This is a genomic window from Bacillus sp. cl96, assembly GCF_900100505.1.
In the GTDB taxonomy this organism is placed as follows: Bacteria; Bacillota; Bacilli; order Bacillales; family Bacillaceae_G; genus Bacillus_A; species Bacillus_A cereus.
Genome location: NZ_FNDM01000014.1, coordinates 52359 through 78292 on the forward strand (window position 1 = coordinate 52359; position 25934 = coordinate 78292).

The following is a 25934-nucleotide window of genomic DNA, read 5'->3' on the forward strand; positions in this document are numbered from 1 at the left end:
TATTTCATATTCCTCAAAAATACAGTGAGAACCTTGATAAAATAATGCTTTCATAAGTTGTTTCAATTCTGTGAACAACTTAAAAAACTCCTATAAAGCATCCTTTTTAAAAGGAAAATTAGAAAGTTCTATATAAATCTTTACCATATTACCGCTCTATTTTACTATTCTCTACTTTTTACAAAACAATATACAGCATTGTAATCTACATATAATCCCATCAAAAAGAGAAGTTGTCGTTTCCAACTTCTCTTCCTCTTTACTTCATCTATAAAAATAAAATCAAATTCTTTATATCCTCTATTGTCCTCAGCATGCGCCAACAATTTCGTTGGCTTTTTTTCGCTTATTAGATGCGAGAACGTAAGTAAGCATCAATAAATGGATCAATCTCTCCATCCATAACAGCTTGTACGTTACCAACCTCCGTATTTGTACGATGGTCTTTTACAAGAGAATACGGGTGGAATACGTAAGAACGGATTTGGCTACCCCATCCGATTTCTTTTTGCTCTCCGCGAATTTCATCTAATTCTGCTTGTTGCTCTTCTAGTTTCTTTTGATATAATTTCGCTTTTAACATTTTCATCGCATGCTCACGGTTTTTAATTTGAGAACGCTCCGACTGACATGTTACAACCGTATTTGTCGGTGTATGTGTAATACGAACTGCTGAATCTGTCGTATTTACGTGCTGTCCACCAGCTCCACTTGCTCGGTACGTATCAATTTTTAAATCTTCTGTACGTACTTCGATTTCAACTTCATCATTGAACTCTGGTACAACTTCACAAGATACGAATGATGTATGACGACGCCCTGAAGAATCGAATGGTGAAATACGTACAAGACGATGTACACCTTTCTCTGCTTTTAAGTAACCGTAAGCGTTATGACCTTTAATTAATAAAGTTACACTCTTAATACCAGCTTCATCACCTGGTAAATAGTCAACCGTTTCTACTTTGAATCCGCGTTTTTCAGCCCAGCGTGTGTACATACGTAATAGCATAGAACCCCAGTCTTGTGACTCAGTTCCACCTGCACCTGGATGTAATTCTAAAATCGCATTATTTTTATCATAAGGATCACTTAATAGTAACTGAAGCTCATACTCATTCATTTCTTGAATTAAGCCTTTTACTTCTGATTCTAATTCCTCATGTAAATCTTCATCATACTCTTCTTTTAAAAGCTCATGCGTGATTTCTAAATTTTCGAACGTCTCATCTAACTGACGGAACTTTCCAACCATATCTTTTAACGCATTCGCTTCATTAATTACAGCTTGTGCTCCTTGTTGGTCATCCCAAAATCCTGCGCCCATCATTTTCTCTTCTAATTCTGCAATTTGTTTCTCCTTAGTAGGGAGGTCAAAGAGACCCCCTAAAAGCCGCTAATCGCTTAGCCATTTTCTCTAATTCCTGTCTAATTTCTACTAATTCCATTTCCTTCACCTCTATGTAATTGCTGTTACTTTCGTATGAAAACAAGGGAAACTCTCTCCACTTATTACGGAGAGAGTTTAATCCTTCTTAATTATACATTTTTGATATAAAAGTTTGCAAAACAGCCAAAGCTACAGTCCTATATTACTGAACGATACCACAGCAGTTTTTATATTTTTTACCACTACCACATTTACATAAATCGTTGCGGCCCACTTGGTCACCTTTTACAACTGGCTTTTTCTTTGCTTCTTCGCCATCGCTAGAAGGATGAACAGCTTCACCTTGAACAACTTCTTGACGTTCTAAGTTTTGTTCAATTTCAGCTTTCATAATGTAACGAGAAATTTCCTCTTCAATAGAAGCAACCATTGACTCGAACATCGCGAACCCTTCCATTTGGTACTCACGAAGTGGATCGATTTGACCGTAAGCACGTAAATGAATACCTTCACGAAGGTGATCCATCGCATCAATATGCTCTGTCCATTTCGTATCTACAACGCGGAATACAACAACCTTCTCAAACTCACGCATTTGCTCTTCTGGCATAAGCTTTTCTTTTTCATTGTATCGCTCAATTAATTTCGCAATAATTGGCTCGCTCATTTCCTCAGGAGCAAGGCGACGTAATTCTTCTTCTTTTACATCTCCGTCTTGAAGAAGGTTTGTATTTAAGTAGTCAACAAGACCTTTAATGTTCCAATCTTCTTCAATTTCCTCTTGTGTATGAAGGGCAACAGCACGTTCTACTGTAGATTTCATCATACCTTCAATAATGCCGCGTAAGTTGTCAGACTCCATTACCTCTTGACGCTGTTTGTAAATAACTTCACGTTGTTGACGAAGTACATCATCATATTGCAGTAACTGCTTACGTGCATCATAGTTATTTCCTTCAACACGTTTTTGTGCAGATTCTACCGCACGAGAAACCATTTTACTTTCAATCGGCTGAGAATCATCCATACCAAGGCGGTCCATCATTGCTTTCATATTATCTGAACCAAATCGGCGCATTAATTCATCTTCCATCGATAAGTAGAACTGCGTAACACCAGGGTCCCCTTGACGACCAGCACGACCACGTAACTGATTATCAATACGACGACTTTCGTGACGCTCTGTACCGATAACTGCTAAACCAACGTTTTTCACATCGTCTCCAAGCTTAATATCTGTACCACGACCTGCCATGTTCGTCGCGATTGTTACAGCACCTTTAATACCAGCCTCTGCAATGATATCTGCTTCACGCGCATGGTTTTTCGCATTTAAGATGTTATGACGTACACCTTTACGCGTTAACATTTTTGAAATAAGCTCTGAAGTTTCAATTGCAACTGTACCTACAAGAACAGGTTGTCCTTTTTTATGACGATTTACAATATCCTCAACAACAGCATTGAACTTACCTTCCATTGATTTAAAGATTAAATCGGCACGATCATCACGAATAATCGGTTTGTTTGTCGGAATTACAATAACGTTCATATTGTAAATGTTACGGAATTCCTCTTCCTCTGTTTTCGCTGTACCAGTCATACCAGATAATTTTTCATACATACGGAAGTAGTTCTGGAATGTAATTGTTGCAAGCGTCATGCTTTCATTTTGAATTTCTACACCTTCTTTTGCTTCAATCGCTTGGTGTAATCCTTCGCTATAACGACGACCTTTCATAAGACGACCAGTGAATTGGTCTACAATTACGATTTCGCCTTCTTGTACAACATAATCTGTATCACGATGCATAACAACGTGTGCACGAAGCCCCTGATTAATATGGTGAAGAAGTGCTACATGTTTTAAATCGAATAAGTTTTCAATATGGAAAGCTTTCTCTGCTTTCGTAATACCATCTTCTGTTAGCATTACATTTTTCGTTTTCACATCAAATGAATAATCTTTTTCATTTTCTAACGTACGAACAAATGCATTTGCAAACATGTATAGCTCTGTTGATTTTTGAGCTTGTCCTGAAATAATAAGCGGCGTACGTGCTTCATCGACTAAAATAGAATCGACTTCATCGATAATAGCAAAGTGAAGTGGACGTTGAACGCATTGCTCTTTATATAAAACCATGTTATCACGTAAGTAATCGAATCCAAGCTCATTATTTGTGCTATACGTAATATCAGCAGCATAAGCCTCTTGTTTCTCTTCGCGTGACATACTATTTAAGTTAATTCCTACCGTTAAGCCAAGGAACTCATGAAGTTGTCCCATTTCGCTCGCATCACGTTGTGCTAAATATTCATTGACTGTAACAACGTGAACACCTTTTCCTGTTAAAGCATTTAAATATACAGGTAATGTAGATGTTAACGTTTTACCTTCACCCGTTTTCATCTCAGAAATATTCCCTTCATGTAAGGCAATACCACCCATTAACTGTACGCCATATGGACGCATTCCAAGAACACGAGTTGCCGCTTCGCGAACAACTGCAAAAGCTTCAGGTAGTAAATCATCTACTGTTTCACCTTTTGTTAGACGTTCTTTAAATTCAAGCGTCTTTCCTTTTAATTGTTCATCAGTTAGTGGCTTAATAGATGACTCTAATGCATCAATTTGCTCAACTGTCTTTTGCATACGTTTAATTTGGCGTTGATTTACATCAAACACCTTTTTTAAAATACCGATCATAGGAAATACGCTCCTCTTTTTATTAAAATAAAACTTCCGATTGTTTTTCTTTTTCTCTATTACAATCAGTCGTTATAAAAATCAAATGTATGTTATGCCAATTTTTCTCCTAATTAAAAAAACTAAAATGTATATACCTAATGATAATTGTAACACTTGTCTTATAACTATGACAACAATCGGCAAGATGTCGGGCCTCATATTCAGAAAAAGTTTTTATTTCATTTGTTACGTTCCTTTTCTCTGTCTCGCTATTTCAATTTCACGTTACAAATTTCGTATTAAATCTAAGTCATATTCTTTCAAGTTTCCTTTTAAAGAATATGACTACCAAAAATTCCTTAATAAAATCTAAATCAACAATTACAAAAAGCCGGAAACTTCGCAGGTGTAGCATCCATAGATACTTACACCTACAAAAAAACCCCGACTTTAAAAGATATTGTTATGTTGCAAGATCTACAAACAACATTAAAATATAGCTGTATCAATCATAAATTTTATTAATTTATCGGTATTTCTAATTCATGATATTTCCCTTCCTTATCTTTTATACACGAAATGAATTTCACTTTAGTTGATTCATTTGAAAAGTTTTTATAATTTTTATAAGGGTCATCTCCTATAAAATAATTTGTCCCTATATACCCTCGTACTGTTTTACCAGCAGGTATTACAGGATCAAACTGATATTTTTTAGGTAATTCCATTGAATAAGGGATTAAATTATAAAACTCACCTATTTTAGAATAAAACATTGTATCGGAAATAGACTTATTACTAAGCAAGTTAATATCTCGATTTGTTGTATTTGTAATATCTAAAGGTAAAACATACGTCACTACTTCACGGTCTTCATAGGGGTCATAAACTTTTGTAGGATCAAGAGGATTAAGTGCATGAAACGTAACTCCTTGCCCATCTTCAAAAGTTCTATTAGATAAAAACTCATCTTTTACCACTTTATAAGATTCATTATTAAGATTTAATGTTTTAAATCTTAATAAACTAGCAAATATACATAGCAACAGACACAATCCAATACTTATTAAGATATGTTTTCTCGTCACTCTTAATCTACCAACTTTCCATTATTAACATGTACAATACGATCTACCATTTCATTATCTAGAACATGCAAATCATGACTGGCTACAACAATAGTCGTTCCCTTGGCTTTTTCTACTTTCAAAATATCTAAAACATCTTTTATCCCATCACTATCTAAAGCATTAGTTGGCTCGTCTAATAACAGTAATTTTGGTTGTTCCATTAAAGCTTGCGCTATCCCTAAACGTTGTTTCATACCTAAAGAGTATCTTTTATACTTTCCCTTATCTGTTTTATCAAGCCCAACCCTTTGAATAATATTATAAATCTCCTCATCGGAGATTTTATTGTTAATCGATGATAAAAATTTCAAGTTCTGAAAACCAGTATACCCTGGAATAAAACTTGGATATTCAATCAATATTCCCATAGAATCAGGAAATTGCTTTTGTTTTCCAATTATTTCATTATCTATATAAACAACTCCAGAATTCAAACGCATTAACCCTGAGATAGCGCGTAAAATCATCGTTTTACCAGAGCCATTATGCCCCTTCAAAACTAAAAATTCGCCTTTTTTTACTGACAAATTAATATTATCTAACACAACATTTCCTTTTAATCTTTTCGTCATACATTCACATTTAATATAATTGTCCATAAATTATTCACCTATCACATCTAGTTTTTTAAAACAAAAACTACCTAATAAAATCATTACAACAACAATTACTACCCCTATTAGGAGTAAATCATTCCATTGAATAGATTGATTATTACCTAAAGTCAATTGAATTGAACTGTGATCAACAAAATACCAACGATTTGGCATAACAAAAGAGCCTAAAAAATAAATACTATGAAAGAAAATAGACAAAAATAGGTACAACAACATTAGTACAAAAACAATAGTTATCGGTATATAAAAAGTTAAAAACTCAAAAATCAAAGCTAATAAAAAACTTATAATTATTTGAATTAGCATAGTACCTAATATTTTATAAGAAAATTGACTATATAAAGAACTCTCGCCAAAAGTAAGCAAATAGTACACCGTAAACCAAATAAAATACATAACAACCCAAATACAAACTATGTAAAAAAACAAAGATAGCATTTTCGTTAACCACAGAAAATGCTTCTTCTTAACACGAGGAAATAAATAAACACCATTCTGTTGAATATCTGAAAAAGCAAAATTGCCTACAAGCAACAAAGGAGTGATTTGAAAGAATATCCAATAAAAAGGGATAGAAAATCGCCCCTCCTTATAAAAATAAGATAAATCCACAAAGTCTACTCCATGAAAAAATCGATAAAAGGTAACATCTACTAATACAGATTCTTTACCATTACTAAGAGGCTGATTGTAAAAAAAAGCAATTGCAATAATAGCATAAATTAAGAATAAAAAAGCCATTATCTTGATGGAATCTCGAAACCTTACATGTAAATCTCTTTTTAACAAATAATATAAGATCATAATGTAAACTAGATCACCTCTGTCTCATCATTCATAGAAATATAACTTTTTTTAGATAAAATCCATACACTTATAAAAAAGATAAAAAGACAGACAAATAAGCGTATACATATACCAGTAGCATCTTCAAAGACATTTATATAAAAAGCATTTGTAAATAAAAATCCATGTAATATAAATCTATCTAATAAAACAGCAGTAATCATACATATTATTACAAGTAAACTAGGTAAAAATAATTGCAATAAAGCACTTATCATACATATAAAAACACTCGCAAATAATTGAATGCAAAATAATAATGGATAATTTACATCAACACTAGTTACAGCCATCATATTTGACATCAAAAACAACTGTAAAATCATACTCCCAGCAAAAAAGTAAACAAAAACAAATAGCTTCAAATAATATATGGAAACTAATTTCAATGCATTATTCACTCTGTAAACAACATAAATACTAAAAAAATTCGACATAGAATATACAGAAAAAACGATAGTTAAAGGAATAAATATAGTCGATAAATTATAAAACGACATAACCTTATACAAAACTTCCAATTCGTTCATTTTCTCTTTTATAATTCCGGTTTCAAAATAATTGAACAAACAACCAATGATACTGACATTAAGTAAAAAGAGAATACTTAACCAAACATATTTCATCCTTATAGTTTCTTTCATAACATTATAAAAGAACATGCTTCCTACTCCCCCGTAAATAAAGAACTACAGAACAAAACCAAATACATAACAGTACACTAAGAAAAATTTGTAATTCAAAAAAGCCAAAATCTTTAATTAAATAATCTTTAGGATTGAGAATCCCTTTTCCAATACCAAGCCAAAAAATATGTAAAATAAATGGAACTAAATAAACAAAATAAACTCGTTTTATAAAAAACGAAACTGATAAAGCTAAACTCGAAAAAACTGCACCGTATAAACTATTTAAAAATACATACATTAGAAAATATAAAGTAGGATACTCATAATAAACCGTATTAAATTGAGCTGTTGGTGAAACAGTAGCCGCCATATAATTTAATATCGGATGCGGAGCAACTGTCGGATAAGTCATCGCATATAAATAAAAATGAAATAGTAAAGGGACACTTATAATAAAAAAAGATACTATAAAATTAATACAATAAAGTAATCTAAAATAATGACGCGTTCCCATCTTAGAAATGACAGGATAAATAAATCCATAATTTTTATCAATTCTATAAATCCCAGCTACAGCCATTGCAGAAATCATAGGAAATATAAGTAGATAAAATTCACTATAAAATGGTAATCTATTAAAATGTAAAATGTTAGATAAATATGGAGATACCTTTATAATCCCAGCATCATTAAATCCTTTAGTTGTCAAAAACATAGCAATATATTGAGCAATAACAATTACTAACATAATAAATACAGACAACCAAAACATCCTACCTTTTAAAATCCTTCCTAAAAAGTAACTCATCTATAGCTCCTCCATAAACCATTAAATTTAAATCTTTTTTAATATGAACAATTGATCCGCAACACCATAACATTTATTTTCTTTATTTAACCAAATGTAACGAAAAGAAACATTTGCTCTCTCTCCTTCAAATTTAGGAAACTCAACTTCATACTGATAAACATCATTTGTACCTTTTCTTTTTACACTCTTAACTTCTTGTTTCCACTGAATTATTTTTCCATCAATTTGTTCAATCCGTCCCAAAAGATACGTTGGTTTTTTCTTATTCGTCACACCCGTTAAGAAAACATAATAATTTTCTGGTATCACTCCTGACTTTAATTTTTTATTTGAAAGCTTATCCTCTATTAAGCTATCATTTCTTTCTATTTGACCTTGAAAGAAATCATGACCATTTTCACTTTTTAAAAACACTTGTTCAACAATAGTATTTTTCTTAATTTCTTGTAACTGAATACTTTTCAAATTATCTTTTTCCGTTAAAGTATCTTCAATATTTACAATCGGTTCATCTACTTTCTTTTGACAAGAAACTAAGAAACTAATACTCAATATAAAAAAACAAACTAAAATATATCTTGAGATAAACCTCATTACAACTCCTCCTATTTTAAAAATGAAATAGCAGGAAAAGCCGTATAATCAAGACTCTGAACTATACGACTTTTTCTAGTACTACACAATAAATAATTTCTAAATCAATATTCAGTGTAAGGTCCACTTGGTCTTACACTATCAGGACTCCAAGCAGTAGGATAAGCATTATTTTCTCTAGAATAACCACCAAATCTCACAGGTACATTTTTTCCATAGTTTTCATATGCGTAATTTTGGAAAAGATACGTTTTACCTGGTTTCACCGTTCCTTCATGCTTACCCGACTCACCTGAAACATTTACCCAATCTCTATTACCTTTACCTTTATTTTTATCAGCTTCTGTCCAAACGTTAAAAGAACCACCGCCCTTCTCACTACTCTTTACACGCATATACATAGAAGTAGGTGTCTCTTTAGGACGTGCATTAGTAAAATCATATGCATTCCAAAGTCTAAAGGTAAATTCTACATGATCATCCTTTGTATCAGCCTTAGCAGGTTCGGTTAAAGCAAAAGTACTAGCTAAAATACCTAACGATAAAACAGATCCAAACATAAAACGACTTTTTTTCTTAACGCTCACTAAAAGCACCTCCGATAATTTGTAGCATTATATTGATTTTATTTTTTTACTAAAGAAACAAACTAAATCTATATAATGTAATTTTAAGATAACAAAAGCAAAATACACTATCAATTGATTCCAGAAAACTTAATATTTTATTTACAATTATAAAATATTGCTAAATTAAACAAAATTAGTATACTCCTAACAAGTACATACTTATGGAGATAATCACATTCAAAATCTCAATACAAAAAAGCGCAGCCATTTCGGCTACGCTTTCGAATTATTATTTAGTTTCGATTAAACCGTATTTCCCATCTTTACGGCCATATACAACATTAGTTTCGTTTGTATCAGCATTTGTGAAGACGAAGAAATTATGTCCTAGCATATCCATTTGTAGGATTGCCTCTTCAACGTCCATCGGTTTTAAATCGAATCGTTTTGTACGTACAAGTTCTAATTCATCTTCTTCTACCTCATCCAAAACAGCTACTGCTTCCGGAAGGATAAAGTTCGTTTTTATAGAACCTTTCTCACGTAACTTACGATTTACTTTTGTTTTATGTTTACGAATTTGTCGCTCAATTTTATCAACTACTAAATCGATAGCAGCGTACATATCGCTATTAGTTTCTTCTGCACGAAGTAATAAATCAGTAAATGGAATTGTTACCTCGACACGTTGCTTGTCAGAGTATACTTTTAAATTAACTTTAATCTCTGGGAATGTATCAAAATAACGCTCTAACTTACTTAGTTTTTTCTCTACATATTCCTTTAATGCTGGAGTTACTTCAATATTTTCACCACGAATGTTGAATTTCATAGATGAATTCCTCCTTTCAAGCCTATGTACTATAATTTCGACATTGGCTTAAAAACTCCTTCTAACTTTTTTAAAAAAATTAGTGGAATTGCGATTTTTTTATCGTTTTTTGTTGAAATGAAAAGATGCATCGTTTCTATCTTTATTTTATCCTATTAACATCGTGAATAACGAATATTTCTGTGGACAATTCGTTACAGAAAAGAAACAACTTTTTGACAACTTACCCTATAACAAAAACCCCTTGCGAAAAACAAGAGGTTCTACTACATATATATAACGTTGCCACAAACGCAGCTTTCTCTTCCCAAAACAATATACCCTACAGTTTCACAACATTAGCTGCTTGTGGTCCACGTGCTCCATCTACAATGTCAAACTCTACTTGTTGCCCTTCTTCCAATGACTTATACCCATCTTGTTGAATAGCAGAAAAATGGACAAATACATCGTCACCATCTTCACGCTCAATAAACCCAAATCCCTTTTCTGCATTGAACCATTTCACTCTTCCTTGCATGTTCATTCCATTCCCTTCACTCTAAAAATCAGGGCATTCGCCCCATATTTTGACTATAACGAATGACAACATATGAAGTCAAAGAAGACTTATCGCCTTTTTATTATCGCTTTCGACACTGTCATATTAACTTCTACAAAGTGTCAAACTAGATACTTCCCTTGCCCCTCTTTCATATAACAAACTTCCGATTTGCCTAACTGTAATCCCTGTCGTATACACGTCATCAACGAGTAAAATATGTTGCCCAGAAAACATCTCTTCTCCCTGAAAATAAAAAGGATTGCTTCCTGACACCCTTTCTTTACGTGTCTTCTTACTTTGCTTTTCTGTTTCCCTTCTTCTTAATGATGGATAAGAAATTTTGACAGGCAAACAAGTTGCTAATAACTCAGCTTGATTAAAACCACGTTCAATTTCCCTTTCCTTACTAAGCGGAACAGCGATAACAGTTGAAACATTGGCAAAACACTTTTGAAATAAACTTCGAAAAGGACGATAAAAAATGTGCACTAACTCTGCATCCCCCCGAAACTTAAACTGCGCTACTATTTCTTTCATCTCATCATCATACATATATAACGAACGGTTTTTAAAAGAACGATACTTCTCCTCTTTCATCCACCTTATACAATCTATACAAATACCGTCTTCTTGAAATGAGGCAGGAACAAATTCTAAAGGTCGCCCGCACTCCATGCAAATTTCTCCTATAATATAGGAAAGTTTCTGCTCACATCTATCACATATATATTTTCTATGACACTTTACAAAAAAAGTGTACCAACTAACCTTTTCTACAAAACACTCATCACAAAGTAAACAATGCATTAATCGATCAATCCTTGTTCTTTCGCATTTTTATTCATACCTTGAATATGTTTTTTCGCGCGCACCATCGCCTCTGTCTTGCCATAGTGAAAATAAATGACCTCTCCATATGGTGCTTCAAAGCTCCGCCCTGCTCGGCCCGCAATTTGTACGAGCGCACTTTCTGAAAATATTTCTTCTTCCGCCCCTAAAACTGCAACTTGCAAATTTTTCACCGTTACGCCTCGCTCTAAAATTGTCGTTGTAACTAATAATGGGATTTCTCCCTTTCTGAACGCTGCGACTTTCTCTTTTCTCATCGGATCTTCTGCATGTACCCCTTCAACTTTATTATGCAATGATTTCAATAACGAGCTTATTTCTTCTATATATCGTACATGGGGAACGAATAAAAAAACAGGATACTTTTTGTTTAAGTACATCTTTAACCATTGTAGTAAAACTCGAGGAATTCTTTCACGGTTGAGGCTTTTCTTCCAATTTCCGCACCAGCAAAATAGAGGAACTGGCAACGGATGACGGTGATATCGTCCAGAAACAATAACACCTTTTTGTTCACCTTTTCTAAATTTTCGCTTCCACGTTTCATCTGGAGTCGCAGTTAAATAAATACGCGCCGCTTTTTCTTTCATCGCTTGTTTTACCGCGTACTGTAACATTTGATCTGCACAATATGGAAAAGCATCTATCTCATCTACAACTATGACATGAAACGCCCTATAATAACGTAATAATTGATGCGTGGTCGCAACGACTAGTACTGCATCTTTTTCTTTATCTACACTCCCTCCATATAAAGCCGCTACCTTTATATATGGAAATACTTCTTGTAATCTCGGTGCTAATTCCAAAACAACATCTGTTCTTGGCGTTGCGATACAAACTCTTTCTCCTTTTTGAAGCGCTTCGTTAATACCGTAAAACAACATCTCTGTTTTCCCAGCCCCGCATACAGCCCAAATAAAAAATGATTCTTTTTGCTTAATAGCCTCTATAACTCCTTGCACCGCCAAATTCTGGCCAGTAGACAACGTCCCGTTCCACTGTAACAAATTTGAATTCTTTTCTCTCTTTCTTTCAGCAATCCCGCGAACAAGTACAGCACATTCACTTACTCTCCCCATCGTTATACACTTCCGGCAATATGTGCACACTTTACTGCACCTTTTACATAAAAACGACGCAAATAGCCGCCGATCTACATTTCCACAGCGTTGGCACATATATTTAGAATTCTTCTTTTTTACACCTTGTACACACACGACCTCTCCCTTCTTTTTTAAATCATTTAATTCCCTCTGTAAATCTGAAGAAAGTTCGTCTAATAGCAACTGTTTCCCCGCTACCATCAACAATCACCTCCAGCACTACTATAAACCTTTCTCATCATTTCGTAAAAACTCAAAAAAGCCGATAACCTACTTATAAAATAGTAAGCTATCGACTTTATACACTTTTTTTATTGAATTATAATTCTATAATCTTCCGTAACCTAAGAAATGTTTTTGGTTGTAAGAGCTATTTACGCTACCATAAGCAACGCCTGTTGACTCATCAGCAGCATGAATCATTTGACCGCCACCAATGTAAATTCCAACGTGAGATACGCCCGCTCTATATGTGCCTTGTAAGAAGATAAGGTCTCCTGGTTTTGCTTCAGATGGGCTGATTTTTTGTACAGAACTCCATAGACTTCTAGTATCTTGACGACCTAAACCGTAAACGTAAGAGATTAAACCACTGCAGTCAAAACCACCGTTTGAAATTGACGCACTACCCCATACGTATTTTAGACCTACTAAGCCTTTAGCTTTTTCAACAACATCTTGTCTTCCGCCACCATCATTTGTTACTACTGGTGCTGGTTTTTTTGCTTCTTCTTTTTTAGGTTCTTCTTTTTTAGACTCTTCTTTTGGAGCTTGTACAGCATTATTTGCTGGAGCTGCTGGTTGAGCTTGCGTTTGTGCTGGTTGAGCCGCCGCTGGTTGCTGTGCTGGCTGAGCTTGCGCGTCTTTAGCAGCTTGCTCTGCTTGCTTTTGAGCAGCAGCTTCTTGTGCAGCTTTTTCTTGCGCTTCTTTTTCAGCAATTTGTTGTAATTTTAATGCCTGTTGTTCAAGCTCTTTTAATTGGCTTTCCGTACTTGTCATTGTAGTTACAACTGTTTCCATTTTACCGCTTAAATCATTTACTGCAGTTTCTTTTTTCGCTTTTTCAGCGTCAAGATCTTTCTTAGCAGTTTCAATTTGAGCTTGTGCTTCTTTTAATTCTTTTTGTTTCTCTTTTACCGTTGCAACATCTTTTTTCACACTAGCTTGATCTTCTTGTTGTGTTTTCATGATATCTTCATCAGACTCAAGAATTTTAGAAACAGAAGTTAAACGATCAACTAAATCTGCAATGTTTTTAGAGTTTACAAGAACTTCTGTTACAACGTTCGTATTTGGTTGTTCTTGAAGTGCAACTAAACGCTTTCTTAATAGTTCTTCACGTTTTGCAATCTTTGTTTGTAATTCTGCAATATCTTTATTTTTCTTTTCAATTAATTGCTCAGTATCAGCAACTTTTTTCGTTGTTTCATCAAGCTTTGCAGCATTCTCTTGAACAGATTTATCTAAACCTTGAATTGTTTTGTTTAAGTCATTCATTTGTTTTTGTAATTCATCACGTTCTTGTTGTTGTTTATGTAAAGTGTCATTTTGTGTGTTAATTTGTGATTTCACGTCAGAAATTTTATCTTCTGCAAATACATTTGGTGTTAGCCCAGAAAACATTAATCCTGCAACTAATGCACAAGATGCCATTTTTAGCTTTTTCATTTTATTTTTTACACCGCTTTCTTTTTTCTTTTTCCGTATATAACCTATAAAATTTATACCATAATTCGGGATTTTTTTTGCTAATGTTACGTTTTTGTAAAACAAATGTAATATTATATGTAGCTCTAGCGCAAAATGCGTATATTTTTGTATGTATGTGTAGAAATTTATATACTTTTCTCACTTCTATAAACAAAGAAAAAACGTAAGGAATCCCTTACGTTTTATTAAATATACGAATACGAATACAAATGAAATACTACTTCATCCATTTCTCAGCCCAATTTTGGACCTCATCCATAACACTTTCTAACGCTTTTCCCTTGTCAGTTAAGCCATACTCGATTCGAACTGGTACTTCTGGATAGACATTACGAACTACAATGCCCTCGCTTTCCAATTCCTTTAAACGCTCTGACAACATACGATCGCTCATATTTGGGATAATATCTGCGATTTCTCTAAAACGTTTCGACTCTTCAAGCAAAGATTTAATAATTAAGCCAGTCCACTTCTTACTAAGCAGAGTAAAAGCTGACTCAAACTTTGGACATAAACAAGAATTATGCTCCATATGTTTCACCTCTCTTCTATTATAATATAGTTTCTTGTAAAAAGTAAGTTATAAAACTTTCCTCATTATTTTATTTTACGTACATTTTACCATTTCCAAATATTAACTTGTCAACTAAACGTAACATACCCGTAAAAAAACCCTCTTAAAAAGAGAGCTTTTTATATCTTTATTACTTCGTATACCATCCAAGACCTAATGCACCTTCACCTAAGTGTGTACCAATTACAGCTCCAAAATAACCTGTACGAATTGTGACGTGAGGATATTTTGCTTCTAATTCTTTCTTCCATTCATTCGCTTCCTCTTCACGTTGCGCATGAATGATAACTGCTTCCATAGGTACACCTTTACTTGCTTGCTCATCAAAAATTTCAATGATACGTTTCAATGCTTTTTTACGTGTACGAATCTTTTCAAACGGAATAATGATTTTATCTCTAAAATATAAAACTGGCTTCACTTGTAACAGACTGCCGATGAAAGCTTGCGCGCTATTCAATCGACCACCACGCTGTAAATGATGTAAATCATCAACTACAAAATAGGCGTCCATCGTTTTCTTCATTTCATCAAAACGAGCGATAATTTCTTTTGGGTTCTTTCCTTCACTTGCTAACTTTGCACCTTCACGCACATAAAATCCTTGTACTTCACAACTAATTTCAGAGTCATACGTGTATACATCAATACCCTCTACCATTTGTCCAGCTGTCGTTGATGTTTGATATGTACCACTAATTCCACTTGATAGGTGAATACTAATAACTGCATCATAATCTTTAGCTAGTTCTTCATATAGCTCAACAAACTTTCCGATTGCTGGTTGAGAAGTTTTTGGAAGTTCCTCTTGTTCACGTACTTTCACATAAAAATCATCTGCTGAAATTTCAGCTTCTTCTTGATAAGATTCTGTTCCAAACACAACGTTTAATGGAATCATATATATATTGAGTTCATCACGAATTTGCTTCGGTATATATGCCGTACTATCAGTAACAATAGCTATTTTCATTTTCGTACCTGCCTTATAAAAAGTTTTATTTCCTAATTTTACACGAAAACTACAAATGGTGCATCCATACATGAAAATGCCGGTTGAAATTATACCTACCATCTCGACAAATTACAACAAAAAGATAAAATACTCACCAAAAACTTCAGCATATTTAGAAAAAATGTTTGAATATAAAAAGGCTCGCTTTTAAAATGGAAAGTACTAGTCATTTTGATAGATAGGGGCGTACACAAGTGCTATTACAATATTTAACAATCAAAGACTACGGCGAACACGAAATCGTCATTCAAAAATCAAGATTTATTTGTTATATTAGCCGAGCAACGACTGAGGAAGAGGCTCAAGAATTTATACAAAAAATAAAAAAACAACATTGGAATGCAACACATAATTGTTCCGCTTATTTAATTGGCGAACAAGATCATATTCAAAAAGCAAATGATGACGGCGAGCCTAGCGGTACAGCTGGCGTACCAATGCTGGAAGTACTAAAAAAACGTGGACTAAAAGATACCGTTGTTGTCGTAACACGCTATTTTGGTGGCATTAAACTTGGTGCAGGTGGATTAATTCGTGCATATGGAAAGTGTACAAGCGAAGGCATTAATCATGTCGGTGTTGTCCAGCGAAAACTAATGCGTGTGATGCAAACCGAGATTGATTACACATTACTTGGCAAAGTGGAAAATGAATTACGCAATTCAAAATATGCCATTAAAGATATTCATTATCTAGAAAATGTCACATTTGATACGTATGTAGAAGAAGACGGCAAACAAGCATTTACAGATTGGATGATTGAATTAACAAACGGGAAATGTACAATTACAGAAGGAGATATGTTGTACTTAGAACAAGATGTTATCTAAGCATAACCCATTTATCACCTTCAAAGATTAATGTAGTGAATTACTTCCCTACAAATGAACTAACGAACTAAGGAGATTATATATGGAAGAACGTTATTATCATCTCCAAAATAGCAGAATAAAAAAGAAGCGAAGAAGGAAACTTTTCTTCTTCCTTATTTTCGCATTTTTATTTGGCAGTATAGGAGTTTATGTGTTAAATTCTTACTCTTCTCTTATGGGGATGTATAGTGGTTTTACTCGTGAAAAATCAGATTTAAGAAACAAAGATGTAGAAATTACAAAAGAACCTTTTACAATTCTCATTATGGGTATAGAAGATTATGCGACAGATGGTCAAAATGGTCGTACAGACTCATTAATGTTTGCAACAGTCAATCCAAAAACGCAAAAGATTTCACTTATGAGTATTCCTCGTGATTCTCGAGTTAAAATTGTTGGCAAAAATAAGGAAGACAAAATTAACGCTGCCCATGCTTACGGCGGAGAAGAAATGGCAATCAAAACTGTCGAAGGCTTTCTAAAAGTTCCTGTAGACCATTATCTGAAAATTGATTTCCAAGGCTTTAAAGGTATCGTTGATGCTGTTGGCGGCGTTACCGTTGACGTACCCTTCGATTTCTGGGAGCGCTCTGACGTGGATTACTACAAAAAAATTCAATTTAAGCAAGGACAGCAAAACTTAAACGGTGAAGAAGCACTTGCTTACGTCCGTATGCGAAAGCAAGATCCAAATGGCGATTATGGTCGAGCTGCTAGACAAAGACAATTACTGGCCGCTGTTGCTCATAAACTAAACTCCACCTCTACTGTATTTAAAATTAAAGATTTAACAGCTGTCGTTGGAAAATATATAAAAACCGACATTCCTATTTCAGACGGACTCGCTCTTTACAATAAACTTTCTGGATTTGATCCTTCTACAATGCAAACGTTAAAGCTTGAAGGCGAAGACAAAAAAATAGGCGGTATTTATTACTTCCTTCCAGATCCAATCAGTGTAGAAACGGTGCGTAACGAAATTGAAAAAGAATTAGGAGAAAAAGCAAAAAATCCAGCTACAAAAAACAACTCAAATCCTGATTCAAATTCAAGTTCTACCTCTAACGAACAAACAAAAAAAGAGACAAACCAAAATAACACACCAACTGATCCGCCACCTTCTACAAATGCTCATGCAGAGTGGATTATGCGCAATCAGCCGTAAAAAAAGGCCCAATCTATCCGATTGGGCCTTTTTTTATTTACTTATTAAAGTGCTGTAAAATCGCTTCTACAATACGCTCTGATGCACGACCATCACCGTAAGGGTTAGATGCTTTCGCCATCTTATCATGAGCTTCTTTATCTGATAACAACTCATCAGCAAGACCAAAGATTGTCTCTTCGTCTGTTCCTGCTAATTTCAGCGTACCTGCTTCAATACCTTCAGGGCGCTCTGTTGTATCACGAAGAACAAGAACTGGTACCCCAAGTGATGGAGCTTCTTCTTGTACACCACCAGAATCCGTTAACATTAAGTATGAACGAGCTGCAACATTGTGGAAATCAATTACATCTAGCGGCTCAATTAAATGAATACGGTTATGTTCACCTAAAATTTCATTTGCTATTTCACGAACAACAGGGTTCATATGAACAGGGTACACAACTTGTACATCTTCATGCTTATCAACAAGACGCTTAATTGCACGGAACATATTACGCATAGGTTCACCTAAGTTTTCACGGCGGTGAGCTGTCATAAGTACAAGACGATCATTTCCAAGTTTCTCTAGTACAGGATGACTATATGTTTCTTTTACAGTCGTTTGTAGCGCGTCAATCGCTGTATTTCCTGTAATGAAAATACGTGACTCATCTTTATTTTCCTTCTGTAAGTTCGTTGCTGATTTTGCTGTTGGTGAGAAATGAAGATCCGCCATTACACCTGTTAATTGACGATTCATCTCTTCTGGGTATGGAGAATACTTATCCCACGTACGAAGGCCCGCCTCAACATGACCTACTGGAATTTGATTATAAAAAGCAGCTAAGCTTGCAATAAATGTTGTTGTTGTATCACCATGTACAAGTACAATATCCGGCTTCGCTTCTTTCATTACTTTATCCAAACCTTCTAAACCACGCGTTGTAACATCAATTAAAGTTTGGCGGTCTTTCATGATATTTAAATCGAAATCTGGCGTAATTCCAAAGATACTTAATACTTGATCTAACATTTGGCGATGCTGTGCTGTTACAGTCACAATCGATTCAATTTTTTCTGGGTGTTTTTGCAACTCTAATACAAGAGGTGCCATTTTAATTGCTTCTGGACGTGTCCCGAAAATTGTCATTACTTTTAAACGTTCAGTCATGTGATTGCCTCTTTTCTTTCACTAATTACAGCTTCTATTATGACATATAAAAATATGCATGAGTACATCCCTTTTTAACGCATAATAGAAACATGTCTATTACAAATACTTTTTCTTCCCACCGAGTAATAATCTATCTTTTGTTTCTTAACATCTTCATCAGTATAACAATTTCTCCCATCAAATAAAATAGGCTCCCTCATAAGTTGTACGTACTTTTCTAACGGATAAGTTTGAATATCTTCCCATTCTGTTACGATAAAAACCGCACTCGCATCTCTAATCGATTCATCTATACATCTACTATATTGTATAGCATCTCCAAATATATTTTTTACATATTGAATTGCTTTTGGGTCGTAAAGAACAATTTCTGCACCTATATTAAGTAATGCTTCTATTATAATAAGAGATGATGCCTCTCTAATATCATCCGTATTCGGTTTAAAGGATGCGCCAAGAACTGCAATCCGCTTTTTACTCATGTTCATAACTTTTTTCGCTTTTTCAATCAATAGCAGCTGTTGCTTATTATTTACTTCAATAACCGCTTTTAACAAACGAAAATCATGAGCAACATTTCCCGCAATTTGCACCAGCGCTTTCGTATCTTTCGGAAAACAAGACCCTCCGTAGCCAATGCCCGCATTTAAAAAAGATGCACCAATTCTCTTATCCATTCCCATCCCTTTGGCAACATCCAATACATTCGCGCCTACCTTCTCACATATATTTGAAATTTCATTAATGAAACTAATCTTTGTAGCTAAAAAGGCATTCGACGCGTATTTAATCATCTCTGCACTTTTAATATCTGTAACATACGTTTCTAAACATAATTCACTATACAAACTCTCTACTCTTCTTGCTACTTCCTCGCTATCCGCTCCAATTACAATACGATCTCCATGAAAGAAATCATAAATACCTGAACCTTCACGCAAAAACTCTGGATTCGATACGATATGTACTGTATGCCTCCCTTTTAACTTCTCCTCAATCCATCCCTTCATTACATCATTTGTACCTACTGGAACTGTACTTTTCGTAACAACAATAATATCGTTCGTCGCATATAATCCAATATCGTTACAAGCACTCTGAATATACGTTAAGTCTGCCGTCCCATCTAATAAAGGTGGTGTTCCAACTGCAATAAATATAAACTCTACATCATCAAATGCCTCTTCTTTATTTGAGGTAAAAGTTAAAGCATTATTCTCATATGCATAATTTATTAATTCATGTAATCTAACCTCATAAATAGGTAAATCCCCTTGTTTTATCCGTTCAATTTTTTCATTATCTATATCAAAACATGTAACTGAATGCCCTAATTTTGCCAATCCTACTCCTGTAATCAACCCAACATATCCAGTACCTACTATCGTAATTTTCATTTCTTTTTCGCACAGGAATTTACAATAGAAAAGATATGAAAATTAGAATTCTCCCTGCGCTTCCCCCTCTCACGCTAAAAATGAGAAAACCCTTTTCCTTTTTCATTATATGAATTACTTCTCTTATTTTTTTTAAAGTTTTTGTAAAATTAAATGCACTATAAAGTAAAACTTAATCAGTGAGAATTAGGCTGCCAGGTCACGTGTAATAAATTCCCACATTTTAACACGAGACTTACTCATTTCTACGTGCAACACTTATAATACTGAAATAAAAGTATTCACTATCGAAGAAAAAGAGAAAATGTCACATTCCGAAGTCCAGTACGATTAACCTTCTTATATGATTCAACATTCTATATACAATTGTCATATATTTTATTCGCTTCCATTAACCGTAAAAAGAAAAAAAGATTGAATTCTAATCTTTTTGTGATACCATATGTTATGAGCCTGTAAACAAACATCATAATTTTCAGATAAATATATTTTCAAAAAAAAAAAATTACGTTAGACTATAAAGGGTGGGGTATTAATGGACTCACAAGTGATTTATGCCATTTTGGCATCTTTCATCACTGTACTTGTCGTTACTCCTTTAGTTATTAAATTAGCTTTTAAAATAGGAGCGACAGATAAGCCAAACGCACGTAAAGTGCACCAAAAGATTATGCCACGTCTTGGCGGGTTAGCAATATTTATTGGTGTAGCTGTAGGATTTGTTGTCGGTGGCTTATATGAGCAAAGAATGTTATCGATAACGCTAGGTGCAATTATCATTGTAATCATCGGAATTTTAGATGATATGTACGAGTTATCTGCGAGAGTAAAATTCGGTGGACAACTGTTAGTTGCCATTATGATTGTAAAAAGTGGATTATTAGTGCAAGTATTATATATCCCATTCATTGGGGATACTGAACTTGGATGGCTTGCTTATCCAATTACAGTATTTTGGCTTGTAGGTATTACGAATGCAATCAACTTAATTGACGGCTTAGATGGATTATCTGCTGGGATTTCATCTATCGTACTTGCAACGCTAGCATATATGGCCTTCACTAGCCCATGGGGTACTGGAACAGCTATTATCTTGCCACTTGCATTAATTATATTAGCAAGTACAATTGGATTTTTATTCTACAACTTCCATCCAGCAAAAATTTTCATGGGAGATACAGGAGCACTATTTTTAGGATACTGTATTTCTGTTATATCGTTACTTGGATTATACAAAAGTGTAACGTTATTCAGTTTTATCGTTCCAATTATCATTTTAGGTGTACCTATATTTGATACGATATTTGCAATCATCCGTCGTATCGTAAATAAAAAACCTATTTCAGCACCAGATAAATCGCATTTACATCACCGCTTACTTGCAATGGGATTCTCTCATCGCAAAACGGTACTAATTATATACGCATTCGGTATTTTCTTTAGTGTAAATGCCATTATTTTCACTACTGCAACGTTATGGTTATCCATTATTCTTCTTTTCGCTTTGATTTTCTTCACAGAAATCATCGCTGAAATAATCGGGCTTGTACATGAACGCTACAAACCAATCATTTCCTTTTATAAAAAAGTGAAAAAACGCGAAGACTAATTGTAGTATAACCTTTTCAATTATGAAATATTCAAATAGCATCCTCTTTCTTATAAGAGGATGCTATTTTTTATTCTCATTTTATATTTCCAAAATATAGATTGTTTGAGAGTTCCTCTATTGGAGAAAGATATACATAATAAGAAAAGTATCAAGTTTTCTTTTTTACATCTTGATTGTCAAACTGAGGGTGAATGTTATGATCAAGCGAGTATTTCAATGTATTATTTTATTTTTAACGATTACTATGTACGTATCATCTAATACTGAAGCAACAACTGTTATTCCTGCTGAATATCATCCAAATACTGAAACAACTTCTCCTACACAAAAAATTGCGTACTTAACATTTGATGACGGGCCAAACAAATATACTACACAAATTTTAAACATCTTAAAAGAAAAGAACGGCAAAGCAACTTTCTTTGTTATTGGCGGAAAAGTACCACATTATAAAAAGACGATGCAACGATTAATTAAAGAAGGACATTATATCGGGCTCCACAGTATGTCACATGATGTAAAACGCCTTTACACTGGTGACCCTTCCACTTTAATTGCAGAAATGGAGCAAACACAAAGCATTGTCCAGCAAGTTACGAAATTAAATACACATCTCGTTCGCGTTCCATATGGTAGTATGCCTTATTTAAAGAAGAATTACCGTGACGCACTTGTATCGGCCCAGTATAAAATGTGGGATTGGACGATCGATACATACGACTGGAAAAGCTATGACAATCCTTCTGCCATACTCGAAAGAGTACGTAATCAAAGTGATGAACAAGTCGAAGTCATTTTAATGCATGATTCGAGTGTAACCGTACAAATACTGCCAAAAGTAATTGATTACTTACAGTCACAAGGATACAAACTTCTTCCCTATAATCCTTCTTCTCATCTCAAGGTAAATTTTTGGAAAGACACAAGATTGTAACAGCTTTAGTGCCTATGTGCTAAAGCTGTTTTATTTTTCTCTTCCCACCCTTCCCATTTTTGTGTAAAATTTTAAATAGTGATGAAGTTTCGAGGTGAATAGAAATGAAACGAATAGATCTCATTTTTAACGCAATACAAAAAGGCAATTATACAGAAGGTGTAAACGCATCAGAACTCGCTACATTTCTGCAACTAGATCGCGCCAATGTAAGTAGCGATTTAAACAAACTTGTAAAAGATAAACGTTTATTAAAAACAAATACGCGACCTGTTCGTTTTTACATAGAAACGAACAGGTCGTTGGAAACGCATTCAAAAGACATAACTTCATTAGATACATTTGCAATTGAAAATACGAGCCTTAAAATTGCAATTGAAAAAGCGAAAGCTTCTATTCTCTATCCTCCAAACGGTATGCATACTTTACTACTGGGAGAAACAGGGGTCGGAAAGTCTATGTTTGCTTCTTTAATGCACGAATATGCAATTGAAGTTGAACAGCTTCCCAAAGATGCACCATTTATCGTCTTTAACTGTGCTGATTATGCAAATAATCCACAGTTACTACTCGGGCAATTATTTGGGATTAAAAAAGGAGCTTATACAGGAGCAAGTGATCAAAAAGGGTTAATTGAAAAAGCACATGAAGGAATTCTTTTCTTAGATGAAGTACATCGCCTGCCTCCAGAGGGACAAGAAATGCTTTTCACCTTTATTGACCGCGGAGTATACCGCCGCCTTGGAGAAACAGAGAACGAACGTAAAGCACAAGTATTAATCATTACTGCAACAACAGAAGAACCAAATTCATTTTTATTAAAAACATTTACAAGACGTATACCGATGACTGTTACGCTGCCACCACTTCGTGAGCGTACACATAAAGAGCGCTTTGCTTTACTACAGCTATTTTTCACAAATGAAGCAATTCGTCTGCGAAAAGACATTCACGTTAGCCCAAATGCAATGCGTGCTTTCGTCTTTTACAATTGTCCCAATAACATCGGTCAATTAAAAACAGATGTTCAAATTGCATGTGCGAAAGCCTATTCTGATTTGGTCACAAAGAAACGTGATTCTGTCTATGTTTCAAGTACAGATTTACCTTGGTATATGAAAGAAGGGTTGTTCATTGAAAGAAAGAGCCGTCACTTATACCAAATACCAAATGAAACATTTGTATTTACAGGTGAGGAAGGTTGGAGTAATCATAAAACAGAAGATGAAAAACGCTCTTCTATTTACGATTATATTGATTATAAATACGAAGAACTTCAAGCACGTGGTATTGAAGAGGAAGAATTAGAATTACTAATAGAAAATGATGTTCAAAGCTTTTTCGTACAATATTTTAACCAAATATCCAAAAAAACAAGCCATGAAAATGTTTTTAAAATTGTGGATCGTAATATCGTTTCCGTATGTGAAAAAATAGCGGAACTTGCTGAAAAGCATTTATCTAAGACGTTTGATGAAAAAGTATTTCTTGCTTTAAGTTTACATGTACAGACAACTCTACAACGTTTACAAAGCGGAAAACAAATACATCACCCACAATTAAATCAAATTCGTACGAAATATAAAGAAGCTTTTTCCGTAGCTATGCAATGCATTCAACTACTGGAGGAAGAATTACAAATAACAATGCCTATTGATGAAGCTGGCTTTTTAACAATGTTCTTCGTTGTTGATCCAATTCCTGCCTCACAAACAGAAGTAAAAGTATTAATATTAGCACACGGTAATGGCATCGCAACTGAAATGGCAAACGTTGCAAACGAACTTCTCGGTATTGAGGAAGTAACCGGTATTGATATGCCGTTACACGAATCACCGAAAGATTTCTTGGAACGTGTGAAAGTGTATATGAAAACACTACAAAATGTAAATGGGCTTCTCTTACTTGTCGATATGGGGTCACTTGCTTATATCGGTGACATATTAGAAACTGAGTTCAAAATCCCTGTACGTGTTCTCTCGATGACGAGCACACCACATGCACTAGAAGCAGCTCGAAAAGCTCAGCTCGGTTATTCATTAGATGCGCTGTATGAAACAGTAAAAAATTTAACACCGTTTTACTTAAACGTACAAGAAGAAAAGAAAAAACCTCTCTCTCCAATGAAATCTGTTATTTTAACAGCTTGTTTAACTGGTGAAGGAAGTGCTTTAGCTATTCAAAAAATGTTAGAGAACTATTTACGATTTGATAAAGACTTAATTGAAATTATTCCGATTAGTATCGTCCATGAAAAAGATTTAACGAAAATGATCGAGAACATAAAAAAAGAGCGTAATATCATTTGTATCGTCACGAATTTCGATGTGCAAGTGCCGTGCTTAACATATCATTTCCAAGACATCGTAAACTACACAGCAATTCAGCCCATTCAAGAATTAATTACGTATGAAGAAACATATGCAAAAATGGCGGATATTCTTGAACAACAAATGCAGCGTAACGATGGGGCATTACTTATTAAAACAATTCGTTACGCATTAAATACAATTCAAGAATTAATTTCCTTACAGCTAACTCCTGATAGCTTAATGGGGGTTATTCTGCATATGAGCTGTATGGTTGACCGTCTTCAAAAAGGAGAAAGCCTTCTTCCTCACCCTGATAAAGAGAAAAGAAGACAAGATGAATACTGGATGTATATGAAAGTAAAAAAAGCATTGCAACCGATTGAAAATACATTTGAAATACAAATACCTGATGACGAAGTATTTTACGTTATGGACTTCTTTATTAAAAATCAGCCTGTTAAAAATTAATTGAGGCCGTTTTTAAAAATATCGACCGTAACGTGAGTTATATCGGCGATTTTCAAAACATATCGATTTACCGACAATAATCGCTAAAACTAGCACCTTATATAATGAGA

At 34.3% G+C, this 25934-nt stretch carries 23 protein-coding genes and 1 pseudogene; 6 read left to right on the plus strand and 18 right to left on the minus strand.

What is annotated here, in order from left to right; genetic code table 11:
* Nucleotides 1-349 precede the first annotated feature (349 nt).
* Together prfB and secA are read right to left on the minus strand one after the other, a co-directional pair.
* Nucleotides 350-1448, minus strand: a protein-coding gene (prfB, locus tag BLT20_RS24390) for a peptide chain release factor 2 (protein ID WP_096001716.1) whose coding sequence is annotated in 2 segments (ribosomal slippage) — nt 350-1375 and nt 1377-1448 — 1098 coding nt in all. Because the reading frame shifts where the segments join, the coding sequence is not laid out codon by codon here.
* Between the two features lie 144 nt (nt 1449-1592).
* On the minus strand, nt 1593-4100 hold the full coding sequence (secA, locus tag BLT20_RS24400; RefSeq protein WP_000579385.1) for a preprotein translocase subunit SecA: 2508 nt from the start codon (nt 4098-4100) through the stop codon (nt 1593-1595).
* Between the two features lie 357 nt (nt 4101-4457).
* On the opposite strand from secA, the pseudogene BLT20_RS31385 reads away from it, so the two are divergent.
* Nucleotides 4458-4607: pseudogene (locus BLT20_RS31385) on the plus strand (integrase); the annotation flags it as partial.
* Here BLT20_RS31385 and BLT20_RS24405 read toward each other — a convergent pair.
* The 14 genes from BLT20_RS24405 to BLT20_RS24475 form a co-directional block, all read right to left on the minus strand.
* On the minus strand, nt 4604-5131 hold the full coding sequence (locus BLT20_RS24405) for a hypothetical protein (RefSeq protein WP_033671094.1): 528 nt from the start codon (nt 5129-5131) through the stop codon (nt 4604-4606). The pseudogene BLT20_RS31385 and the gene BLT20_RS24405 overlap by 4 nt on opposite strands.
* Before the next feature lie 41 nt (nt 5132-5172).
* The gene (locus BLT20_RS24410; RefSeq protein ID WP_000371032.1) at nt 5173-5811 is read right to left on the minus strand and encodes an ATP-binding cassette domain-containing protein; all 639 of its coding nucleotides are present in this window, start codon (nt 5809-5811) and stop codon (nt 5173-5175) included.
* A 3-nt stretch (nt 5812-5814) separates the two neighbouring features.
* A complete protein-coding gene (locus tag BLT20_RS24415) occupies nt 5815-6570 on the minus strand; it encodes a hypothetical protein (RefSeq protein ID WP_033684676.1) in 756 nt (251 codons plus the stop codon).
* A 71-nt stretch (nt 6571-6641) separates the two neighbouring features.
* The gene (locus BLT20_RS24420; protein ID WP_000466505.1) at nt 6642-7337 is read right to left on the minus strand and encodes a hypothetical protein; all 696 of its coding nucleotides are present in this window, start codon (nt 7335-7337) and stop codon (nt 6642-6644) included.
* A complete protein-coding gene (locus tag BLT20_RS24425) occupies nt 7324-8112 on the minus strand; it encodes a hypothetical protein (RefSeq protein WP_061685138.1) in 789 nt (262 codons plus the stop codon). Before BLT20_RS24425 ends, BLT20_RS24420 begins: the two co-directional genes overlap by 14 nt.
* Nucleotides 8113-8139: 27 nt before the next feature.
* A complete protein-coding gene (locus tag BLT20_RS24430) occupies nt 8140-8709 on the minus strand; it encodes a hypothetical protein (protein ID WP_001211060.1) in 570 nt (189 codons plus the stop codon).
* 104 nt (nt 8710-8813) lie between these two features.
* Nucleotides 8814-9296 carry a hypothetical protein gene (locus BLT20_RS24435; RefSeq protein WP_000111886.1) on the minus strand — a complete coding sequence of 161 codons (483 nt, stop codon included), beginning with the start codon at nt 9294-9296 and terminating at the stop codon, nt 8814-8816.
* 271 nt (nt 9297-9567) lie between these two features.
* Complete coding sequence (gene hpf / locus BLT20_RS24440) at nt 9568-10110, minus strand: ribosome hibernation-promoting factor, HPF/YfiA family (protein WP_000671185.1); 543 nt, start codon at nt 10108-10110, stop codon at nt 9568-9570.
* A 322-nt stretch (nt 10111-10432) separates the two neighbouring features.
* Nucleotides 10433-10630, minus strand: a complete 198-nt coding sequence (cspC, locus tag BLT20_RS24445; RefSeq protein WP_001990088.1) for a cold shock protein CspC — start codon at nt 10628-10630, stop codon at nt 10433-10435.
* 126 nt (nt 10631-10756) lie between these two features.
* Nucleotides 10757-11461 (minus strand): ComF family protein, encoded by a 705-nt coding sequence (locus tag BLT20_RS24450; protein WP_013142274.1) that lies wholly within the window; start codon nt 11459-11461, stop codon nt 10757-10759.
* Nucleotides 11461-12810: an ATP-dependent helicase ComFA gene (comFA, locus tag BLT20_RS24455; RefSeq protein WP_000225357.1), complete on the minus strand. Its 1350-nt coding sequence runs from the start codon at nt 12808-12810 to the stop codon at nt 11461-11463. The genes BLT20_RS24450 and comFA overlap by 1 nt, the downstream gene beginning before the upstream one ends.
* Before the next feature lie 126 nt (nt 12811-12936).
* Nucleotides 12937-14382: a C40 family peptidase gene (locus BLT20_RS24460; protein ID WP_000499476.1), complete on the minus strand. Its 1446-nt coding sequence runs from the start codon at nt 14380-14382 to the stop codon at nt 12937-12939.
* 154 nt (nt 14383-14536) lie between these two features.
* The gene (locus BLT20_RS24465; RefSeq protein WP_000400857.1) at nt 14537-14851 is read right to left on the minus strand and encodes a winged helix-turn-helix transcriptional regulator; all 315 of its coding nucleotides are present in this window, start codon (nt 14849-14851) and stop codon (nt 14537-14539) included.
* 172 nt (nt 14852-15023) lie between these two features.
* Nucleotides 15024-15866 (minus strand): DegV family protein, encoded by an 843-nt coding sequence (locus BLT20_RS24475; RefSeq protein ID WP_000684725.1) that lies wholly within the window; start codon nt 15864-15866, stop codon nt 15024-15026.
* A gap of 236 nt (nt 15867-16102) precedes the next feature.
* Between BLT20_RS24475 and BLT20_RS24480 the strand changes: the two genes are divergently transcribed.
* Both BLT20_RS24480 and BLT20_RS24485 read left to right on the plus strand, forming a co-directional pair.
* Nucleotides 16103-16738 carry a YigZ family protein gene (locus BLT20_RS24480; RefSeq protein ID WP_000926669.1) on the plus strand — a complete coding sequence of 212 codons (636 nt, stop codon included), beginning with the start codon at nt 16103-16105 and terminating at the stop codon, nt 16736-16738.
* A gap of 82 nt (nt 16739-16820) precedes the next feature.
* The gene (locus BLT20_RS24485; protein WP_000392793.1) at nt 16821-17945 is read left to right on the plus strand and encodes an LCP family protein; all 1125 of its coding nucleotides are present in this window, start codon (nt 16821-16823) and stop codon (nt 17943-17945) included.
* A 37-nt stretch (nt 17946-17982) separates the two neighbouring features.
* On the opposite strand, the gene wecB is transcribed toward BLT20_RS24485, so the two are convergent.
* Nucleotides 17983-19098, minus strand: a complete 1116-nt coding sequence (wecB, locus tag BLT20_RS24490) for a non-hydrolyzing UDP-N-acetylglucosamine 2-epimerase (protein ID WP_000140145.1) — start codon at nt 19096-19098, stop codon at nt 17983-17985.
* A 74-nt stretch (nt 19099-19172) separates the two neighbouring features.
* Entirely contained in the window at nt 19173-20498 is a 1326-nt protein-coding gene (locus BLT20_RS24495) for a UDP-glucose dehydrogenase family protein (protein ID WP_000704936.1), read from the minus strand.
* Nucleotides 20499-21033: 535 nt separating this feature from the next.
* On the opposite strand from BLT20_RS24495, the gene BLT20_RS24500 reads away from it, so the two are divergent.
* The 3 genes from BLT20_RS24500 (at nt 21034) to BLT20_RS24510 (ending at nt 25824) form a co-directional block, all read left to right on the plus strand.
* Complete coding sequence (locus tag BLT20_RS24500) at nt 21034-22107, plus strand: glycosyltransferase family 4 protein (RefSeq protein ID WP_000378318.1); 1074 nt, start codon at nt 21034-21036, stop codon at nt 22105-22107.
* A 199-nt stretch (nt 22108-22306) separates the two neighbouring features.
* Entirely contained in the window at nt 22307-23044 is a 738-nt protein-coding gene (locus BLT20_RS24505) for a polysaccharide deacetylase family protein (RefSeq protein ID WP_000597150.1), read from the plus strand.
* Nucleotides 23045-23148: 104 nt separating this feature from the next.
* A complete protein-coding gene (locus tag BLT20_RS24510) occupies nt 23149-25824 on the plus strand; it encodes a sigma-54-dependent transcriptional regulator (protein ID WP_000820958.1) in 2676 nt (891 codons plus the stop codon).
* The last annotated feature ends 110 nt before the right edge of the window (nt 25825-25934 follow it).

Excerpts from the sequence above, each read along its gene's own strand:
- BLT20_RS24475 (WP_000684725.1), bottom strand. The coding sequence starts at position 15,866 with ATGAAAATAGCTATTGTTACTGATAGTACGGCATATATACCGAAGCAA.
- cspC (WP_001990088.1), bottom strand. The coding sequence starts at position 10,630 with ATGCAAGGAAGAGTGAAATGGTTCAATGCAGAAAAGGGATTTGGGTTT.
- BLT20_RS24485 (WP_000392793.1), top strand. The coding sequence starts at position 16,821 with ATGGAAGAACGTTATTATCATCTCCAAAATAGCAGAATAAAAAAGAAG.
- comFA (WP_000225357.1), bottom strand. The coding sequence starts at position 12,810 with ATGGTAGCGGGGAAACAGTTGCTATTAGACGAACTTTCTTCAGATTTA.
- BLT20_RS24500 (WP_000378318.1), top strand. The coding sequence starts at position 21,034 with ATGGACTCACAAGTGATTTATGCCATTTTGGCATCTTTCATCACTGTA.
- BLT20_RS24425 (WP_061685138.1), bottom strand. The coding sequence starts at position 8,112 with ATGAGTTACTTTTTAGGAAGGATTTTAAAAGGTAGGATGTTTTGGTTG.
- BLT20_RS24420 (WP_000466505.1), bottom strand. The coding sequence starts at position 7,337 with ATGTTCTTTTATAATGTTATGAAAGAAACTATAAGGATGAAATATGTT.
- hpf (WP_000671185.1), bottom strand. The coding sequence starts at position 10,110 with ATGAAATTCAACATTCGTGGTGAAAATATTGAAGTAACTCCAGCATTA.
- BLT20_RS24505 (WP_000597150.1), top strand. The coding sequence starts at position 22,307 with ATGATCAAGCGAGTATTTCAATGTATTATTTTATTTTTAACGATTACT.
- BLT20_RS24495 (WP_000704936.1), bottom strand. The coding sequence starts at position 20,498 with ATGAAAATTACGATAGTAGGTACTGGATATGTTGGGTTGATTACAGGA.
- BLT20_RS24450 (WP_013142274.1), bottom strand. The coding sequence starts at position 11,461 with ATGCATTGTTTACTTTGTGATGAGTGTTTTGTAGAAAAGGTTAGTTGG.
- wecB (WP_000140145.1), bottom strand. The coding sequence starts at position 19,098 with ATGACTGAACGTTTAAAAGTAATGACAATTTTCGGGACACGTCCAGAA.
- BLT20_RS24415 (WP_033684676.1), bottom strand. The coding sequence starts at position 6,570 with ATGGCTTTTTTATTCTTAATTTATGCTATTATTGCAATTGCTTTTTTT.
- BLT20_RS24465 (WP_000400857.1), bottom strand. The coding sequence starts at position 14,851 with ATGGAGCATAATTCTTGTTTATGTCCAAAGTTTGAGTCAGCTTTTACT.
- BLT20_RS24510 (WP_000820958.1), top strand. The coding sequence starts at position 23,149 with ATGAAACGAATAGATCTCATTTTTAACGCAATACAAAAAGGCAATTAT.
- BLT20_RS24410 (WP_000371032.1), bottom strand. The coding sequence starts at position 5,811 with ATGGACAATTATATTAAATGTGAATGTATGACGAAAAGATTAAAAGGA.
- secA (WP_000579385.1), bottom strand. The coding sequence starts at position 4,100 with ATGATCGGTATTTTAAAAAAGGTGTTTGATGTAAATCAACGCCAAATT.
- BLT20_RS24430 (WP_001211060.1), bottom strand. The coding sequence starts at position 8,709 with ATGAGGTTTATCTCAAGATATATTTTAGTTTGTTTTTTTATATTGAGT.